Consider the following 15,288-nt stretch of genomic DNA (forward strand, 5'->3'; position numbering starts at 1 on the left):
ATATATGATGTCTAACTAGTATTCCTATCGTTATGAGTGACAATCAAGGAAGACGTTGGAAACGCTATCTCGCAATCATCCCATGGACGTTTGGAATCTTGTTCATTTTCACTGGATTAGTTTCTATCCTCGTTCCAGAATCAGACGTTCTCCGATCCGTTGGTGGGGGACTGGCTATGCTTGCTGTTGGAATGTTTGCAATCCCACCTGTGCGTCGGCGAATCAGTACGAGGACAGGACGAGAATTCTCAACTATCGCTGTAATAGCCATTCTGTTCGTTGGAACCATCGTATCGGGGGCTATGCTTCCAGAACTCGAACAAACTTCACCACAACAGGGGGAAGTAAGTGATTATTCAGAGAAACTTCCGTACTCATCAAGCTGGCTCTGCTTGCCAATCTCAGCGACTGTCTGATTCTCACATTCGTCTCGCAATCTGTCTTTCATGCCCTCAATCCGCCATTCAACCCACTTGTTCTCTAAAACTCGCTCAAGATCATCTTTGGCCGTGTAGTTCGAAACCACTTTGAATTCAGCTCGGTCGTCATCCCAATCGGAAAGGAAATTGATTCGCTTTCCGGACTCAATTAGGTCGTCAACAATCTCAGAGATTCGTTCCGCAGTATAGTTCAGTGCACTATTTGATACGTATTCCTCGATATCGCCACGATCCACACATGGATATCGATCTTCGACTCGTCGTGCTTGGACCACGACGCGGAGCTGATCGACAATAATCGATGTTGGTAGGATATCTGCTTGGCCGAAACTGGTCGTCACCCGATCCAACTCTCCGTTCAACGACGATACATCATGCGTATGCCGTCTCTCAAGCTCCTTGAGCATCTCATCCGGGTCTTCAGCTTCCAGGTTATCTGGGAAAGACGTGGGTCTTGCGTGCCGAATCCACAGCGTGTCGTGGTGAGCATCCACTACCCACGTGATGAACTCTGCACCCTCTTCGATAATTTCCTTCGCGATTTTGTCGCCGTGATTAACGTACGTTGCCACCACGAACTCCATGTGGTTGATTTCGCTCCCAAGATACTTTTCTTCGATGTATTCTTTGTGTTCTTCGGCCACTTCTTTTCGCTTTTGGAGTTGATTCACCACTTTTGTCGCATTATTTGGGATTGACGATTTTGCCTCACCGAAAATCACGCTGCCGTTGAGGTTCCACAATAGAAAATCGAAGTTGGGAATCTCAAGTTCCTCAAGTGGTTCAGCGGTGATGAATTTGTACCCGGCAGGGTTGCCCTGTGCAAACGGGAAAGTCGAGTAGCTGATTAGTTTACGGTGGTGACGCTGAACGTCGATTTCCTCGCGCAGGTTGGTTCGTTTGGATTGCTCCGGGAATTCATAGAGCTTATGCTGGATACATTTTCCGTAGAGTCCACGAAACTTTGTTTCTTGACCCTCCGGCACCGACGCAGGAGGATCAACATTTGTCATGTTATACCGCGGTTTGAGCTTCGTAAAGCTTCATTTTCGCGCCACCATCCAACATCTGAATCACGGCCAGATAGAATTCAACGAGAGATGGGAACGAACAATTTTGTTTCGGAACAATCCGCATCGACTCTTCAGTGGCGCTGACGTTGAACAGTGACCCTCGGTTCTCGTCGGTTACCTGTGCCGAGAAGTCAAGTGACCCAGCCTGTTTTGTGACGTCGGTGAAGCTGAAGTTCAGTTCATCGCTGCTTTTGGTACCCTTGATGAAACTCTCGGCCTGCATCAACGTCACTTGCTGATCAAAATCTATTTCACCAGAACTCACCTCCGGTACTTGGATTTTCAAGTTTCCCGGCTCCACCTCCCTCTTCTCGAATTTGATTTTGTTCGCCACATCGAGCAGTTCGAGAACGTTTACTACAACTTCACTCAGAAGCTCGAATAGGATGTTAAAGCTCTCCTGATTGACTGTCTCCAATGTGAACTTGCCAGAAGTATCGATTCTGAGGGAAACATTCTCGTGTTCGTATTGAATCCGAGTTGGTACAACTCCATATTCGGCTCTGAATTCGTCAAGCCGATCGCGTCCGTCGATACCTTTGTATTCGATCTCACGATCGACGTCCGGGCGAGTTCGAGCCTCTGCCAGACTAGGAACTCGCTTTGATTTAAATTCGGAAATTCGCATATCTTCGTAGCTACTGAGGACGATTTCGTTCATCGTCTGAAAGTCCTCAGTCATAATCGGCATTGGTGAGAGGCAGTCACTGTGTTCCGAAACTGGTCGCAGCGCTTGTCGGATGGCCTCTTCAGTTTCAGCAGTGACGACCATTTGGAGATCGTCTTTGTATTCTCCGAGGTAGAACTTTGCGGGTTGCTCAGCACCCTTTCGGTTCCGATACTTACCGACGAACTTCGTAACATCTCCGAGTTGCTCGGTTTCGTAGTGTTCGTCAAGATAGGCTCTCCAACCGTTATCAGAGAGATAGAGGAATGATTTGATTCGTTGTCCGTGGTACCCCTCAAGGACGCTTTCAGGCGAGTCTATAATGACTCGGCAGAATTCTTTGAGGTTGTATTCTCCTTCAGGGATGTGCATTGGGATACCTCCGGCGCCGTTGTTTGATGTCCTATACCAAACTACATATTAGTTCCCCATTCGGGGCGAAAGTGGAAACCGGCATAGGGTTCAAGAAGCGTGTTGATGAGAGAAGCTTCACACGATTAGTTCTCGTATGGGATGTACTCAAAAAGTACAGTAATCCAATAAGTGGGAAAATCTACGTATCTAGTCTTCATTCTCTTTCGCTTGTTTAAGGAGTCGCCAAATAACGTCTTCATATGAGTCTCCTCGGCTCTTGAGTGCGTGCAGTTCATCAGCGAGCTCTGAGGTAACCCGGATACTGGTGTAGTCTGGCATTGGTCTCGTTTCGATCTCCATCTTCATACATCTATGTACTATGGCATAGTGCATATGTGTATACATTAATGCAGATGCATAACGTTATATGGAGAGAGGTTGATTTCTCTAATAGGAGCGCGGATCGCCTTCGCAGAAAGGCCGGTGCTGGAACACCGACCGCGCTTCAGGTCCAACTGAAGCATGACTAGCAATACCCTTTCCGTAGAAAAACGCATCGACTACCAACTACCCTGTACCGGAGGACAGGACTAATGGCGTCCTTCGACGAGAAACCCAACGGCGGGCTGCTCTCCCTCGAGGCCCAATTCGGCACAAAAGTCTTCCACCCAGTCAAACGCCTCGAACCCACCCCCGAAACCGCTGCCCAGGACCCAGACCAACCCACGCCCGACACCGACGAGCCAATCACCCGCGCGTACCTCGTCGAACTCCGCGTGGGCTTTGAAACCCGCACCAAGACCACCAGCCAAGCGCCCTACCTGTACTGCATCTACGCCACGCCGGACTGCCAACGCTTCTTCGAACGACGCCTCCCGATCGACTACGACGAGGAGGGCTTCCAGATCCCCGAGGACACCAACACCTACCGCTCGGTCGTCACCACCAAAACGGGCAATCCCAACCTTCCCTCAACACCACCGGGCGAAACCCACGCAGAAACCCGCAGGCACTACCAGCGCATCCTCGAACAGTGCTACGGCATCGACGCCACCACTACTGAGGTGCGCGTGTAAATGCCCCTCACAGAACGCCCTCGGTCGAGAGCGCTAGCTGTCGGCACACGACCGACCCAGGACAACTACCCATCCGAACACCGGCACATATCAATCAATAGTAACGAATTAGTGTGCGTAAACTATTTCTCCCCCTTCGGGGATGTACAACCAAGGCATCCCAGCCTAAATCGCCAGCGGGCGTATCCTTATCGACGCAGACACGGCCACGACGTACCGTACACCACGAGCACCAGCCAACCCCAAACCCACCACACCTGGTTCCACCCCATGACACTCACACCACGGAACCCCAACAAACCACGACTCCAGCCCGACCGATACAACTGCATCCCTGAATCCACGGCCCTCCCGACCACACCCGACGAACGTCCATACCAGTGGAGGCGAGCGTAATGGCCCACTACGATCGTGAGCCACCGCGTACGACAGCACAGGACACCGACCACTCGTGGTCACCAAACGACGAGATTACGGAAGACGATATTGAAGAGACGTTCCAACAGTGCCCCCATTGCGGCACATACATCGTTCGGTGTAACGGCGCACACTCCTGCATCCCAGCCGAATACCAACCTCATTCGGACGAGTCGGAACGTCGCCGTCGCATCGAGGCCAGCCCCTTCCCCGCCGATGATTCAGTGCTCATCCTCGACCAGCCGACGAGCAGGGCCTACGCCTACCACGAACCCAATAACGAGGATAAACCACTCTGTTGGCCCCATACTGACGACTCATTCGTTACGCTCTCACGAGCAGCTGCACACGACCAACTCCAAGCGCTCTGCCAGCGCTGTGAACGCATCCGCCAGAAACGGGAGGCAGACCAATGACCAACCGAGATACGGTTCTCGCACTGGCGTGTGCAGACCCAATCCAAATCTGTACTGACCATCGCACGCTCACAGGCGTCGTCTATCAGTGTGAGCACCACGAACCCGAACTTACCTGCCGAGGGCCAGTACCCGGTGAGCACGTCTTGTACGTCGCCACGCCAACGCACGATCTGTACCGACTGCAGTACGCCTACTACAACGAGATCGAACACACTAAGGCCACGCTTGAGCACTACGATCTTTCTCCAAATGGTCGCTACACGTGGCTCCGGACGGGTGCACGGGTTGAGTGCATCATCAACCCGACAAGAGGTGAGCAAGCGTGAGTACCGACCAACATTCGATCATTCCCAAGCCACTGAATCCGCGCGATTCAGCGACACTCGTCCAGCAGCTCTCCCCCGGTGATCGCGTTCGCATTACCACGACCGACCTCCCACGGACGATCCTCACAGTGCAAGAGACACACCCCGTAACGAGTCGCGCACCACAGCTTGTCCTGACGGCTCCGCCACTCACCACGACTGCACAGAACGAAACGCAACAAGCCGTCTACCACTGCACCGCTAGGCAATCCACTTCGCCGATGACTGTTCTCGAGTACACCCACACCGCTACTGACACGACTACTCGTTGTATCGGTTCGCTCACTACTGTCGCTCACTTTCCGCAGCTCTCCACACTAGGAGACGACACCACAGTTCCAGTGGAGGTACATACGGATGAGTGACACCACCATTTCCAGTGTATTCACCGAGGAAATCACCCTGAAACCGATAGAAACCGGGGGTTTCATTTCAGGAGGCAGTCGATAGATGTCGGCAACAACTGACTCAGTCACCCAGCCACACCAGCCGAGTCCGAAAAACGTCCAGAAGACGTTCTGGACGGACAGCCATGGCGACGCTCAGCTTGATGCACTCGCTGCTATCAACGACTGCTCACAAGGCGCACTCCTTCGATCGCTTGTTGAGGAGGCCTTCATCGACCGCTTTGACGATCTTGATCCCGAGCACATCGAACACGGCCGAGTGTCTGTCGAAGACCTCCAAGCGCTCGCTAACGACGAGCTCACTGTCGATGACCTTGATTTGGAAACTGAAGCACCCGAGCCTGTTGAGAAACATGAATCCGATTCGTACTATCTCACCGTCACCCCCGACGATCTCGCCGAACCCGGCCCCGAACTCGAGTGGGATACACTTCGCGACGCGGTGAAAAATCCCGAAGACGGTGGGTATTGGAACGACGAATTAGAAATCCACGAGAGCCGGCTCAACTCTACGACACTGAAAGCCAGTCATCGACCCGCTGCACGGATTCTCACCGGTCTTGCTCGCTCGCAAGTCTACGAGAATCGTATTGTGCCGCAGGCAACCATCGACGAGCTCATCGATGAGTACTGTCTGCATCTCACCAATCGCGTCACGGACGACGAACAAGAACGCGGGAAAGAGTATATCCGCGAAACGTACACCTCCCTCGTAGCTGACCATCTGTACGAGAACCCGTCGCCGATCGCTGAGTCCTACTACTGTACAAAGACACAACTCCAGACGAGATTGCAGGCGGAAGTTAATACTGCTCACAGGCTAGCCCAGCAGGCCGATACGATCACTGATTTCGAGGCGTGGAAACGGGAAGAAACGAGCAAGAGCGACGCAGGCGACGAGCCGACGCGCGAACAGTGGTTCTTTGCGCTCAATAAGTGGGTGACCGAGATTCTAAAAGCGAAACAGATCGGTCGCACATGTGCCACGGAACTTCGACGGCGTGAGTACGACATTCCCACTACAAACACGGACGCGGACGATAAGACCAATTTGAACGCGGATGGAGATGAAGAGACCGCGCCGAGAGCCGACGAAGACGCTACACCCGCAACGGCATTTGACGCGCACCACGAGCATCTCTATACTGCGCGGACGGCGTTCGGCACCCTCTCGGTAGATGTGAAGGCCGAGGTCATTAATGGCCTCGACGATGCGTTGCTCGCCTTGATCGACAACTGATCACAACCCACAGAGAATCGCCTGCGGTCGATAGCTCTAGCTTTCTCACTCCAATTGTCGAGTCACCTCTCACATCTGTATTGTTGTCACCAGTTGTGGATACACACAGATTCTTGTGTTCACAGAACGGTGATGCGGATAGATGGAAATTCCTGACGAATTACGCTGTCTCTTTAGCAGTGAAATTGAAGCAGAAGACGGGTCACACACGCTCACCGTACCGAGCCAAGAGATTGTGGAAGGCGACATCCAGCCAGATACCGCATACCGCGTGGCAATACTGAAACAACCATCACCAGCGGATAGCACAGCACAAGAAACAGAATCGACGACAACGCGCGACGAGAAAACTCACGATCGACAGTCGAGCAATTCAGAAGCCCCAGTCGAAAAAGGCGACCGCCAAACAGTCGAAATCGAAGGCGTCGGCGAGAAAGGCGATGGCATCGCCCGCGTCGACAATGGCTACGTGATCATCGTGCCCGACACAGAGAAACGTGACCGCGTTACTGTCGAAATCAACAACGTCACACCCACCGTCGCTTTCGCTGAGGTCGTCGAACGAAAAGCCTACTACGAGTAGTTTCCGAACTTATTCTCGGAATCGTTTCCACAGATGCTCGACTATGCCGGTCATGTCGTCTAATTCGAAGAACCAGTCAATTCGCAGTCGAACACGAGAGACCTCAGACGAGCAGACACTGAATTGCGAGGAATCCTTGAAGCCCGATCTACGTGACGACAAATCGATAGGAGTGATATCACTCGTTGAATCGTCGTCCAGCCACGAATCCCAATTCTTCAGAAAACCGCGCTCTCGATAGCACGAAACATCCCTCGAACAGAGTGATATCACAAATGTCGGTCTTCTTCTCGTCCACGTGATTCCAGTAAATCCGCACAGTCAATGAAATCGAAGACGGTTCTCACGGTGGGTAGCAGCGCGAAGACACACAAACCACGAAGGGACATGAACCACCGAAAAAACACGCCGTTCCGGACGACCCAGGGTCGTCCGTTCATGCAACAAGTCTACTACGGACTTCTAGAGTATATATCTATTTAAAATTTTCTCCAACTGTAATCGAGTTAATTTTGTTTAGTTGCTAGTTTTCGTGGCATTTCTCTCGTGGTACCGAAAGGTTCGCGTCTGTTGTTTGGGATTTCGTCTCCACCCCGAGACGAGTGTGGAAGAAACGTGAACGACGAGAACACAACAGATTGTGATATCACTCACCTGTGGTCGACGACAGCCACGTGACCGAAAAACGCACTAAAGATCGATGGCTTCCAGCCAAAAGCAATTCGAGAGTGATAGTGAACTACCCCGTCCTACGCGCTTCGCGCGTTGAGGACGGGGCTTCCTGTTTCGATGACGCGCTTTGCAGATACAGGTGTATCTTACGTTCAGGAGGAGTTCATTCCCGGAAGTCCAACGCCGCAGAAAGAAACACCACACGGCAAGGGAAACGGATAGCAGCGGTCGATGAGACCACCCAAACAGTCAAATAATTTCACGGAGATGTGTCCCATGGTACCGTCCTACAGAATCAAGTATGCTTGAAATCGCTTGCATCAAACACAGTCAACGAACTTGCAACGGAGGACGGCGCAAGTTTGCCAACTGGAGGAGAGCATCTTTGACACGCGGAGCCAAGGTAATCACGACATTAGAACTGCTGCTTTTGGACGACCGTGATGAGCAACTCCCAGACAGTCATTCCAACATATGACCTTACAATCATCAATCAACGAAACGCACCATACATTCGATTCCATCCAAGAGGTACTGGCAAAAGCAAATGAGAAGAAAACTGGTGATGAACTCGCTGGCATCGCTGCCGAATCGGCTGCCGAACGCGTTGCAGCCAAAGATGTTCTCAGCCGCCTCACGTTAAAAGAGCTCTACGAACAGCCAGCGATTCCATATGACGACGATGAGGTAACTCGTCTGATCATCGATTCTATTGATGAGACTGTGTACGACCACATCAAGGACTGGACCGTTTCTCAGTTGCGTGAATTTCTCGTCGATAGCCACACGACAGAGCACGAAATTGAGCAGATTCGCCCTGGCTTGACGAGCGAGATGATTGCAGCCGTCACCAAAATCATGTCCAACATGGATCTAATTCTGGTGACGTCGAAAATGGAGGTCACGGCCTACTGTAATAACACGATTGGGAAAGAGGGAACACTCTCGTTCCGTTTACAGCCCAATGATCCGACCGATGACCGTGAGAACATTCTCAACGCGATTCGGGAAGGACTCTCCTATGGCGTTGGTGACGCGGTTATCGGCATCAATCCGGTAGAGGACGACGTTGCCCAAACGAAGCGGCTTCTGGAGGCAACGAAAGGTCTAATCGACGAATGGGAGATTCCGACGCAAAACTGTGTACTCGCCCATATTACAACCCAAATGGAGGCGATTCGAAACGGTGCACCGGCAGACTTGCTCTTTCAGAGTCTTGCTGGTTCGGAAAAAGGGAACGATGAGTTTGGCATCGATATCGAATTACTTGATGAAGCATACGAACTAGGAAAAGCTGCTGGAACTGGCGACGGGCCGAATTTCATGTATTTCGAGACGGGCCAAGGCTCGGAACTCTCTGCTGATGCAGCTGCCAGCGTTGATCAAGTCACTCTTGAAGCCAGGTGTTATGGCCTCGCAAAACGATACGACCCATTTATCGTCAATACCGTCGTCGGATTCATTGGCCCAGAATACCTTTACGACGGGAAGCAGGTTATTCGTGCAGGCTTAGAAGACGTCTTTATGGGACAGCTGAGCGGAATTTCGATGGGGATTGATGCCTGCTATACAAACCATATCCAAGCCGACCAAAACGATATTGAAAATCTCGCTGTGTTGTTAACTGCTGCTGGTACGAACTTTTTCATCTCTGTTCCGGTTAGCGATGATGTGATGCTCAACTATCAATCAAATAGTTTTCATGATGCTAGTACACTTCGAGAAATCTTCGATAAACGACCGGCCCCTGAATTCGAATCGTGGCTCGAAACAGTCGACATTCTCGAAGAAGGGGAAATGACTGCCCATGCCGGTGATTTAACCCATTTTGTGGAGGCAGACCAATGACTGATGAAGGCAAATCTTCGCTCCCATCACCCCCAGCAACCTTCGATAGCGGAGATGATTACTCATCGGTTGCTGAAAATAGTCCTGCTCGTCTATCTGTTGGGCGGTCAGGGCCACGCCTACGCACTGAAACGAGCCTTCAATTTCGAGCAGATCATGCCGCCGCGCGGGATGCAGTGCTCACAAAAGTTTCTCAAGAGACAATCGACGAATTAGATCTCGTATCGATAAAAACACTGGTTTCGAATCAAGATGAGTATCTCGAAAACCCAAACAAAGGACGGGATATCTCTGCCGAGACAGCGGACGTACTTCGGTCAGAGTGTACGGTGAACCCAGACGTGCAGATCATCGTTTGTGATGGGCTCAGTTCGACTGCTGTTGAGAACAATATTCGAGACTTGTTGCCGATGGTCGAACAAGGGCTTAAATCGCGAGAGTATGACGTTGGAACATCACTATTCGTGAAATTTGGACGCGTAAACGTCATGGATGCGATTGGTGAAGAACTAAATGCACAGTGTATTGTCAATCTCATTGGCGAACGCCCTGGATTACAGACCGCACAGAGTCTGAGTGCATACATGGTCTATAACCCGGTACGAGGAAAGTCGACAGCAAAAAAGACGGTAATTTCGAACATTCATTCCGACGGTCTCCCTCCTGTAGAAGCAGGTGCACAGATCGTAGAATACGTTGAGAAGATGCTCAAACACGGTGGAAGCGGGCTTGACCTCGAAAATTGATGCTGGGAGAGCATCGTGCCTAACAATCCTGAAAACCTGACCAGTGTGGGTATCGATATTGGAACGACGACGACTCAACTCGTAGTCAGCCATCTCGAAGTAGCATCGACTGGGTTGGGGGCGACGACGATTGAAATTCATGATCGGTCACTTATTCACCAAAGCGAAATTTACGAAACACCACTTTGTGGTCCCAAAACAATCGATGTGGATTCTGTAGTTGACATCGTGAACACAGAATTGGCGAGAGCTGGACTCTCACCGGACGAAGTCGACAGTGGTGCTGTGATCATAACAGGTGAAACGGCATACAAAGACAATGCCGAAGAGGTAGTGCATACGATTGCAGCAGACGCTGGTGACTTCGTGATCGCGACTGCCGGGGCAGATCTTGAAGCCGTTCTTGCAGGGAGAGGCTCTGGCGCAGCTGCGTTCGCTGCAAATCACGACGCTATCGTTTCGAACGTAGATATTGGTGGGGGAACGACGAACATCGCTGTTTTCCAGGGAGATTCACTTGTCGAAACACGCGCTATAGATGTTGGTGGACGCCTCATTGAATTCGACTCTGATGGGGCAGTTGACCGACTGTCACCGGCTGCAAAATTGCTCTGCGAAGCACACTCTATTTCGATTACGCGCGGTGATTCACCGTCAGCCGACACTCTTCGTAATCTCGGTGATGTCGCTGCTGACGTTATTATAGAAGTGCTGTCTGAATTGCCTGGCGATAATCTAACAAACCAACTCCTCATTGGTGACCCCTCGTTTGATCAACGTGAGTTCGATGAAGTATTCTTCACTGGAGGAATCGGTAAACTCATCACGGATTCTGAGGGAGCACCATCACAGTATACCTATCACGATTTCGGAGAATATCTTGCAGAAGCGATACGAAAACGCGTAAACTCGGGATCAGCGAGAGCCTCAAAAGAGGATATTCGAGCAACAGTAATTGGAGCCGGTACTCAGACGATCGAGTTCAGTGGAACGACGGTCGAAGTTCAGACAGACTTGCTCCCGTTGCATAATCTGCCAGTTGTAGCCGTGAATGACCTCTCTACAATTGAGTCACCATCTACTCTCGAGTCGAGTTTCGAGAAGTCGGTGCAAAGAGGAATCTCACTGTTTGAAGATGCAGACGGATTGGTGTTGTATCTCCCTGCGGTCGGATCATTACAGTTTGAACGTATCGAGACTATTGCTCGGGTTCTCACTGACGTATACAAACGGATGCTCAAAAAGAAACAGCCGCTTATCGTGGTTCTCCAGCAAAACTGTGCAAAGGCACTTGCACAACAAATATCATATTACTCACCTGATATCGACTTAGTAATCATAGACGAACTTAGTGTCGAAAACGGGAACTACATCGATATTGGACGTCCAGTAATGCAGGGGCAGTCTGTTCCAGTCGTTATCAAAACGCTAGTCTTTGAACAATAAATAGCAACTAGGTCACATATACGACTGCGATGACGATGTTGCACGAATCATCCTGACGAAATCAGAGTAAATCATACTATATTTTTACATAAAATCGCTATCTTAATTCAAAAATATAGTTATTGACTAGTAGGTGGGGGAATAGGTTGCTGGTACGATATTAGAGCCAGATGATTTTCCTACTCGGCCTTATTGGATGCATCTATGCAAGAGATTGAGAGTACATGGTATCAGGATGCTACAATCTACTCTGTCGATTTAAAAGTATTCCAAGACACAGACGAGAATGGGATTGGCGACTTTCAGGGGCTTATTGACCGTTTGGACTACTTTTCCAAATTAGGAATTGACTGCATCTGGTTGTTACCATTCTATCCGTCACCAGGGCGGGATAACGGGTACGATGTGATGGATTACTATGGAGTGGATCCACAACTTGGCACCCTTGGTGACTTTGTGGAATTCGTACGCGCTGCTGATGATCGAGGTATCCGGGTCATTATTGACTTTGTCGTGAATCACACATCCGATCAGCACCCGTGGTTTCAAGCTGCTCGCAGCGACCCTAACTCAAAGTACAGAGACTTCTACCTCTGGGCAGATGAAAAGCCACAGATTCGCCCTGATCGTGGGCCAGTCTTCCCCGGTGAAGAAGACCACGTGTGGTCGTACGATAACGAAGCCGATGCGTACTATTATCACCGATTTTATCACTTCCAACCGGATTTGAACATTGCTAACCAAGCAGTGCGCGAGGAGGCAAAGAAGATACTTGGGTTTTGGCTGGAATTAGGCGTCGCTGGGTTCCGCATCGACGCTGCTGGATTGCTGACACAAACAAAAGGTCTCACAGAAGAACCGCTAAACGACCCACATAGCTTTCTCAAGGAGCTTCGCGAGTTTGTCTCCCGACGCCGCAGCGACGCCGTTCTCCTGGCAGAGGCCGACACGCCACCCGCTGAATTGGGCGAGTACTTCGGTGAGAGCGATGAAATGCACCTCTTGTTGAATTTCCAACTCAACGCGCACATACTCCTCGCATTAGCACGTGGTGAATCCGCACCGCTGACTTCAGTGCTCAAGGAACTTCCCGACCCATCCAAGAACGCTGGATGGGCGAATTTCCTACGAAATTTAGATGAGCTCAACATTGGCGCACTCACCGAGGCAGAGCAGGCAGACGTATACGAAGAGTTTGCTCCTGATGAAACGATGCGAATCTATGATCGTGGTATTCGTCGCCGACTGGCACCGATACTCGACGGCAATGACAAGCACATTAAACTCGCTTACAGTCTCCTATTTTCGCTCCCAGGGACACCAATCATTGTCTATGGAGACGAGATTGGGATGGGTGAGGATTTGGATCAACCGGGTCGCTTCGCCGTCCGAACACCGATGCAATGGACTGACGCGCCAAACGCCGGGTTTTCAACCGCTGACCCTGACGACCTTATTCGCCCAATTATTTCGGATGAAACCTATGCTCCAACAGAAGTAAACGTCGCCGACCGACTGGCTGATCCTAACTCCTTACTTAACTGGATCAGTTATCTCATTCGAACCTATAATGAGTTCCCTGCACTCGCCCGAGGAGATGGAACCATCCTTAACGTGGATCATCCAGCCGTGTTCGCTCACGCAAGTTCGCTTGCTGGCGAGACGATGGTTACAGTCCATAATCTTAGCGATGAGTCAGCCACAATTACACTCCCTCTAAATTCCAACCCAACACCCGTTTTCGGCGATGCCAATTTTGGGCCTGACGGAGATTCTTTGCACATTTCGCTCTCTTCATATGGCTACTGCTGGTTCCAGCTGTGAACGGTCATTCCCCCTGTCGTAATACGCGTTGCAGCTACTGCTGTCCTCGTTCAGCTCTATGCGTTTCGATACTGGGTAGTTGCAAAGCAGAAGCCAAAACGATAATAAGAATCCTCAAATATAAATCGATGTGATCAAAAAGCAAACGTCGATCGAAAGCACTAGCGTGGATTCACACTATCTGAGCTGCGTTTGCTGTACAACCACACTAGACATCACTGAATCACATCCGATAATCATCCGGGAAGAAGTAAACGAAATTGGTGAAGACGTCCGAGTTACGTACCATTTTTGTTCAGGTGATTGTCGGAGCCAGTGGAAAAGTGAAACTGAATATAACTCTGACACTGTAGCTTACTAAAAGTGAAACGCCCTGGATGGAATGTCAATATAAACGCCACCGGCCTTGTTGAAACCCTTGCTGACAAACACGACTGGTGAGTAGCGAGGAGGAAGATAGATACCTTCCCGAAGTCACGACTTCTCCGGTTCGTCGAACGTGCTATCGTGCTGGCCCGTCGTGCTGTTGCTCGGTTCTCGACACGCTATTCGCGGAAGCGATTCACGCTCCGACAACACGGAAACACGATACTCAGATCGCGCTACAGGTGGTGACCCGCAACGCGGAGTCCAATGCGGTGCTGACCGGTGACAAGGGATATGACGATCAGAAGCTCCGGCGGCTCGCCCGTGACCACGATATTCGGCCACTCATCAGGCACCGTGAGTTCACGCCACTCCACAAGGCATGGAATGCGCGACTGGACAGTGGCCTCTACTATCAGCGGAACATGAACAAGACAGTCAACGCGGCGATTAAACAGAAATTCGGTGCGTTCGTACGGTCACGCCTTTGGTGGAAGCAGTTCCGCGAACTCGTTATCAAGTGCGTCGTTCACAACCTGGAACGGAGCCTCGCCATTTCACACGAAGAGGGCGATTGTCCGTAATTTTGAGAGAAACGGGCTGTTGAATACAGAGGATCATATAGCAGAGCAGTATCAATAGGTGAAATAGACCTGGTTCACATAGCGGCGGGCCCATCCGAAGTCGTGGCTGCCTTCGAGAAGGTGCGCAACGTAGATACATACCGTCTGATCAGTTTCCGGCCCTTTTGTCGTCCATATTGAATAGGCTCGACGATCAAGAGGATTCCATGGCCAACCTCATCTACGCCATTAACTCATCACTCGACGGCTACATCGCCGACGAGAACGGCAACTTCGACTGGACAAACCCATCTGAAGACGCACATGCCTTCTTCAATGACCTCCAACGATCGGTGGGCACCTTCCTCTCCGGCCGTCGCATGTATGAGACGATGAGGGTGTGGGACTCATTTCTCCTCGACGACCTCTCCGAGGTACAACGCGAGTTCGCCGAGGCGTGGCGGGATACCGACAAGGTCGTTTACTCATCCACCCTGGACGCCGTATCGGAACCGCGGACCCGGCTGGAGCGGACGTTCGACCCCGAAGTGGTACAGACCATGAAAGACAAAGCCGACCGCGACCTGCAGATCGGTGGTGCCGGCCTCGCTGCCGAGGCCATCCAGGCAGGTCTGGTCGACCGGTATGTCCTGCGCTTGGTCCCGACGATCGTCGGTGGAGGAACCCGAGCCCTCCCCGACACAGCGCGGGTCGACCTCGCTCTCAACACGACACGTCGTTTCGACGACGGCTCCGTCCTAGTCGACTACAGCCTCCAATGA

Annotated in this window: 14 protein-coding genes and 1 pseudogene; 13 read left to right on the forward strand and 2 right to left on the reverse strand. The window is 51.2% G+C overall.

All coding sequences use genetic code 11. The features are described 5' to 3' along the window. Nucleotides 1–352: 352 nt before the first annotated feature. Entirely contained in the window at nucleotides 353–1,453 is a 1,101-nt protein-coding gene (locus LIX15_RS30645; RefSeq protein WP_227779189.1) for a hypothetical protein, read from the reverse strand. 1 nt (nucleotide 1,454) lies between these two features. Then, entirely contained in the window at nucleotides 1,455–2,552 is a 1,098-nt protein-coding gene (locus tag LIX15_RS30650; protein WP_227779190.1) for a hypothetical protein, read from the reverse strand. A 575-nt stretch (nucleotides 2,553–3,127) separates the two neighbouring features. Here LIX15_RS30650 and LIX15_RS30655 point away from each other — a divergent pair. The 13 genes and pseudogenes from LIX15_RS30655 to LIX15_RS30710 all read left to right on the forward strand — a co-directional run bounded on the left by LIX15_RS30655 (nucleotide 3,128) and on the right by LIX15_RS30710 (nucleotide 15,288). After that, on the forward strand, nucleotides 3,128–3,610 hold the full coding sequence (locus LIX15_RS30655; RefSeq protein WP_227779191.1) for a hypothetical protein: 483 nt from the start codon (nucleotides 3,128–3,130) through the stop codon (nucleotides 3,608–3,610). A 395-nt stretch (nucleotides 3,611–4,005) separates the two neighbouring features. Further along, on the forward strand, nucleotides 4,006–4,443 hold the full coding sequence (locus LIX15_RS30660) for a hypothetical protein (protein ID WP_227779192.1): 438 nt from the start codon (nucleotides 4,006–4,008) through the stop codon (nucleotides 4,441–4,443). Further along, nucleotides 4,440–4,772 carry a hypothetical protein gene (locus tag LIX15_RS30665; RefSeq protein ID WP_227779193.1) on the forward strand — a complete coding sequence of 111 codons (333 nt, stop codon included), beginning with the start codon at nucleotides 4,440–4,442 and terminating at the stop codon, nucleotides 4,770–4,772. Before LIX15_RS30660 ends, LIX15_RS30665 begins: the two co-directional genes overlap by 4 nt. Beyond that, nucleotides 4,769–5,176 (forward strand): hypothetical protein, encoded by a 408-nt coding sequence (locus LIX15_RS30670; protein ID WP_227779194.1) that lies wholly within the window; start codon nucleotides 4,769–4,771, stop codon nucleotides 5,174–5,176. Before LIX15_RS30665 ends, LIX15_RS30670 begins: the two co-directional genes overlap by 4 nt. 85 nt (nucleotides 5,177–5,261) lie before the next feature. Continuing rightward, nucleotides 5,262–6,458, forward strand: a complete 1,197-nt coding sequence (locus LIX15_RS30675; protein ID WP_227779195.1) for a hypothetical protein — start codon at nucleotides 5,262–5,264, stop codon at nucleotides 6,456–6,458. A 142-nt stretch (nucleotides 6,459–6,600) separates the two neighbouring features. Beyond that, nucleotides 6,601–7,041 carry a TRAM domain-containing protein gene (locus LIX15_RS30680; protein ID WP_227779196.1) on the forward strand — a complete coding sequence of 147 codons (441 nt, stop codon included), beginning with the start codon at nucleotides 6,601–6,603 and terminating at the stop codon, nucleotides 7,039–7,041. A gap of 1,146 nt (nucleotides 7,042–8,187) precedes the next feature. Then, the gene (locus LIX15_RS30685) at nucleotides 8,188–9,561 is read left to right on the forward strand and encodes an ethanolamine ammonia-lyase subunit EutB (RefSeq protein WP_227779197.1); all 1,374 of its coding nucleotides are present in this window, start codon (nucleotides 8,188–8,190) and stop codon (nucleotides 9,559–9,561) included. Then, on the forward strand, nucleotides 9,558–10,307 hold the full coding sequence (gene eutC / locus LIX15_RS30690) for an ethanolamine ammonia-lyase subunit EutC (protein WP_227779198.1): 750 nt from the start codon (nucleotides 9,558–9,560) through the stop codon (nucleotides 10,305–10,307). The genes LIX15_RS30685 and eutC overlap by 4 nt, the downstream gene beginning before the upstream one ends. A 15-nt stretch (nucleotides 10,308–10,322) precedes the next feature. After that, a complete protein-coding gene (locus LIX15_RS30695) occupies nucleotides 10,323–11,753 on the forward strand; it encodes an ethanolamine ammonia-lyase reactivating factor EutA (RefSeq protein ID WP_227779199.1) in 1,431 nt (476 codons plus the stop codon). A gap of 204 nt (nucleotides 11,754–11,957) precedes the next feature. Beyond that, nucleotides 11,958–13,577 carry an alpha-amylase family protein gene (locus LIX15_RS30700; protein ID WP_227779200.1) on the forward strand — a complete coding sequence of 540 codons (1,620 nt, stop codon included), beginning with the start codon at nucleotides 11,958–11,960 and terminating at the stop codon, nucleotides 13,575–13,577. Between the two features lie 166 nt (nucleotides 13,578–13,743). After that, a complete protein-coding gene (locus LIX15_RS33915; protein WP_425556845.1) occupies nucleotides 13,744–13,938 on the forward strand; it encodes a DUF7576 family protein in 195 nt (64 codons plus the stop codon). Nucleotides 13,939–14,137: 199 nt separating this feature from the next. After that, nucleotides 14,138–14,527: pseudogene (locus LIX15_RS30705) on the forward strand (transposase); the annotation flags it as partial. A 206-nt stretch (nucleotides 14,528–14,733) separates the two neighbouring features. After that, nucleotides 14,734–15,288, forward strand: coding sequence for a dihydrofolate reductase family protein (locus LIX15_RS30710; RefSeq protein WP_227779201.1), 555 nt, complete (start codon nucleotides 14,734–14,736; stop codon nucleotides 15,286–15,288).

The organism is Haladaptatus pallidirubidus, from assembly GCF_020700235.1.
GTDB lineage: Archaea > Halobacteriota > Halobacteria > Halobacteriales > Haladaptataceae > Haladaptatus > Haladaptatus pallidirubidus.

What these genes read in the sequence shown, in the direction of transcription:
- LIX15_RS30650 (WP_227779190.1), bottom strand. Translation starts at nt 2,552, where the DNA reads ATGCACATCCCTGAAGGAGAATACAACCTCAAAGAATTCTGCCGAGTC.
- LIX15_RS30700 (WP_227779200.1), top strand. Translation starts at nt 11,958, where the DNA reads ATGCAAGAGATTGAGAGTACATGGTATCAGGATGCTACAATCTACTCT.
- LIX15_RS30710 (WP_227779201.1), top strand. Translation starts at nt 14,734, where the DNA reads ATGGCCAACCTCATCTACGCCATTAACTCATCACTCGACGGCTACATC.
- LIX15_RS30675 (WP_227779195.1), top strand. Translation starts at nt 5,262, where the DNA reads ATGTCGGCAACAACTGACTCAGTCACCCAGCCACACCAGCCGAGTCCG.
- eutC (WP_227779198.1), top strand. Translation starts at nt 9,558, where the DNA reads ATGACTGATGAAGGCAAATCTTCGCTCCCATCACCCCCAGCAACCTTC.
- LIX15_RS30665 (WP_227779193.1), top strand. Translation starts at nt 4,440, where the DNA reads ATGACCAACCGAGATACGGTTCTCGCACTGGCGTGTGCAGACCCAATC.
- LIX15_RS30685 (WP_227779197.1), top strand. Translation starts at nt 8,188, where the DNA reads ATGACCTTACAATCATCAATCAACGAAACGCACCATACATTCGATTCC.
- LIX15_RS30655 (WP_227779191.1), top strand. Translation starts at nt 3,128, where the DNA reads ATGGCGTCCTTCGACGAGAAACCCAACGGCGGGCTGCTCTCCCTCGAG.
- LIX15_RS30680 (WP_227779196.1), top strand. Translation starts at nt 6,601, where the DNA reads ATGGAAATTCCTGACGAATTACGCTGTCTCTTTAGCAGTGAAATTGAA.
- LIX15_RS30645 (WP_227779189.1), bottom strand. Translation starts at nt 1,453, where the DNA reads ATGACAAATGTTGATCCTCCTGCGTCGGTGCCGGAGGGTCAAGAAACA.
- LIX15_RS30660 (WP_227779192.1), top strand. Translation starts at nt 4,006, where the DNA reads ATGGCCCACTACGATCGTGAGCCACCGCGTACGACAGCACAGGACACC.